The sequence below is a fragment of the Protofrankia sp. Cas4 genome, assembly GCF_963555915.1.
In the GTDB taxonomy this organism is placed as follows: domain Bacteria; phylum Actinomycetota; class Actinomycetes; order Frankiales; family Frankiaceae; genus Protofrankia.
The window spans coordinates 1-2,708 of sequence record NZ_CAUVXL010000265.1; the positions used below are offsets into that span (position 1 = coordinate 1).

Consider the following 2,708-nt stretch of genomic DNA (forward strand, 5'->3'; position numbering starts at 1 on the left):
CTGACGGCGGCGATCCCCCCGACCAGCACCGACGCGGTCACCCGCCCCAGGCCGGCCACCACCGGGACCAGGACCGCGAGGATGAGCCGGATCATCGGGTTACCCCGTCGGGAACGCCGGAGGCCGCCGGATGCAGGTCGTGCGGGTCGGGGTCGTCGTCGCCGTAGTGGCAGTCGATGTGCTCCGGGCCGGACCCGCAGTCAAAGACCAGACCCTCGATCCGGTCACCGCAGAGAGCACAGACCGGCCTGTCGTGGTCCGTGTCGTGGTCGACGTCGTCGTCGTGACATCCGGCGTGTTCCGGGCCGGCGGTGCCCATCACGCCACCGCCTCGACACGCACGGCCCGGCCCAGGACCGGGAGACGGACGGCGGAACCGGCGCGCCCGGTCCGGGTCCGACCGGGCGGGGTGAGGCGGACGCTGCGCCGGGCGGCCCGGGCCGTCCGGGTCAACGCAACCCCGGTGATGATCAGATCGTGGGGGCGGTCGGGCTGCCCCGCCTGGTAGTAGGCGGCGATCTGCCTAGCGACCACCCGGGCCAGTAGCCCGAAGATGCTGGCCAGTTCGTCGCGGGGCGCGTCGGTGGCGATCGCCTGCGCCCACGCAGCCCGCACGTCGGCCTCGGCTTCCACCGCGGCGGCGTATCCACGCAGCCGCTGGTTGCCGGTGCGGTCCGCGGTGGTGGTGACCGTGGCCCAGTGGTCGGCGACCGCGGTCAGATAGTCGGCGAGGGCGGCGGCAAACCGCTCCTGGCCGTCGACGGCACGGCCGCCGGGAACGGCGGGCAGGGATCTCACCTCGCGCGGGCTGCTGCCCACGGCGGGCGGGACGGCGGCTGCCTTGATGGCGTTCACACGAATCCTTTCCTTGCACAGCACAAGCACAGGGGATGAGGGGCCGGGGGCGGTGTTCCGCGGCGGACGGCCCGCAGGACACCAGCCCCCGGCGGGTACACAGGGGTTACCGGCGTTTGCGTCGGCCCCGGCCGGCACCCGGCCCGGCGGTCTCGGTCGCGCCGGGGGTGACGGTGATCGTGGGCATGCCGCGGTGGTGCAGCCCGTCATGGGTCGTCGCGTGCGCGGCCGCCTCGGCCCGGCTCGCGAACGGCCCCCCGGTCAGCCCACACACCCCGCACACCAGCCCAGCGGCGCTCACCGCGCCGCCCCGGCAGCCACATCCGGCCCGACGGGGGCGGAGTCGGCGGCGAGCCGCCGGGCGGCGGCGATCAGGTCGGGGTCGTCCGGAACGTGGGTGTAGGCCTTGACCGGCTGGCCGTGGAAACGGCCGGTGCACGACAGCCGCAGCGGTTCGTCGGTCGTCGGGTGGATGGCGACGGTGACCGGGGCGCCCAGCAGCTCGGCGAGGACCCCCATGCCGGCGATCTCGATGTGTCCGCGTTCCCGGGCGGACAGCCCCCCGCCGTACGGGGACGTCACCTGCGCGCCGATCGACGTCGTGGCGTGGGGGTGCAGGGTGATGTACAGGTACACATCGGCCCCGGCCGCCTCGACCAGGGCGGCGGCGGTCCGCAACTGGTCGGCCTGACCGGCCAGCCGTCCATCATCGCCGTCGAACGCAGCGGCCGCGGGCACCGTCGGGGACTCCCCGTACTGACTGCCGCACACGGTGCAGGTCAGCGTGTGCGGGTCACTGCCGGGCGTACTCCCGGCGACAGCAGGCGGTACCGGCGGGGCGTCCGCGTCCGCGTCGTGCTCCGGGTCGTCGTGATGGCAGTCCAGATGCTCCGGTCCGACGCCGCAGTCGTAGACCTCACCCTCGACCGGGTCGCCGCAGATGTTGCAGTGCGGGGCGATAGCGGTACGCACACGACATGGGCACTGTCGGGACTGGACTGTGCGCGCACATCCGGCCAGTGAATGGCCAGTCCGGGGATGTCCGCATGATCGGCATATCCCGTGGCTGAACTGGTCGGCGCCTTGCAGCCACCGCGTGACGGTCTCCGAACCCAGGTCAGGCTTCGTCATGACGCCTTACCCCCACGCCGGGTGCCGCCGTGGATACGGGCGTGCTCCTGGCACTGCCGCTCGGCGTCGCTGGACGACAGCCGCGACGTCTCGCAATACCCGCCAGTCGGGGACTCCCCGTACGGCAGGGCCGTCATGACGTGCGCACCGGGGTACGGGCCGGGCGCCGCAGCGTCCGACGTTCGTCTTCGTCCAGGCCGCCCCAGATACCGGCGTCCTGCCCGGTGTCCAGCGCCCAGCCCAGGCAGGCACATCGGACCAGGCACCGGGCGCACAGCGCCTTGGCCGCCGCAACCTGACGTTCCACGGTGTCGCCGGAGGTGCCGACGGGGAAGAACAGGTCCGGGTTCGTATTCCGGCAGGCCGCCCGCTGCCGCCAGTCCACGCTCATGCCGCACCACCCAGGGCACGGAGGTCGCTGGTCAGGGTCAGGAGCAGGTCGGCGGTGGTGACGTCAACGAGCTCGATCACCGCGTGCATCCGGGTGTCGGGGTGGCCTTCGGCGAGAGTGTCGCCGGCAGCGGCCGCCTCGTCCCGGTCGTCGAACGGGCCGACCGCGTGCATCTGGCCGGCGCCGGCGAGCACGGCGACGAACCGGTCCTGTCCGTGCAGGTCGGTGTCCGCCACGGCCGGCCGGTTGGGCGCGGACCCGGGAGCGGTCAGGGGAATGACGGTCATCGGTCCGCCTCCTCGGCAAGGCGACGGGCGTGGTCGGCGTCGTG

At 73.4% G+C, this 2,708-nt stretch carries 6 protein-coding genes; all 6 read right to left on the reverse strand.

The features are described 5' to 3' along the window. Nucleotides 1–91 precede the first annotated feature (91 nt). Nucleotides 92–319 carry a hypothetical protein gene (locus U9979_RS24045; RefSeq protein ID WP_322781073.1) on the reverse strand — a complete coding sequence of 76 codons (228 nt, stop codon included), beginning with the start codon at nt 317–319 and terminating at the stop codon, nt 92–94. Further along, nucleotides 319–855 carry a hypothetical protein gene (locus U9979_RS24050; protein ID WP_322781074.1) on the reverse strand — a complete coding sequence of 179 codons (537 nt, stop codon included), beginning with the start codon at nt 853–855 and terminating at the stop codon, nt 319–321. The genes U9979_RS24045 and U9979_RS24050 overlap by 1 nt, the downstream gene beginning before the upstream one ends. Nucleotides 856–961: 106 nt before the next feature. Continuing rightward, entirely contained in the window at nt 962–1,156 is a 195-nt protein-coding gene (locus tag U9979_RS24055) for a hypothetical protein (protein ID WP_322781075.1), read from the reverse strand. Further along, the gene (locus U9979_RS24060; protein WP_322781076.1) at nt 1,153–1,827 is read right to left on the reverse strand and encodes a hypothetical protein; all 675 of its coding nucleotides are present in this window, start codon (nt 1,825–1,827) and stop codon (nt 1,153–1,155) included. The genes U9979_RS24055 and U9979_RS24060 overlap by 4 nt, the downstream gene beginning before the upstream one ends. 292 nt (nt 1,828–2,119) lie before the next feature. After that, the gene (locus tag U9979_RS24065) at nt 2,120–2,371 is read right to left on the reverse strand and encodes a WhiB family transcriptional regulator (protein ID WP_322781080.1); all 252 of its coding nucleotides are present in this window, start codon (nt 2,369–2,371) and stop codon (nt 2,120–2,122) included. Between the two features lie 2 nt (nt 2,372–2,373). Beyond that, nucleotides 2,374–2,664, reverse strand: a complete 291-nt coding sequence (locus U9979_RS24070) for a hypothetical protein (protein ID WP_322781077.1) — start codon at nt 2,662–2,664, stop codon at nt 2,374–2,376. Between the last annotated feature and the right edge of the window lie 44 nt (nt 2,665–2,708).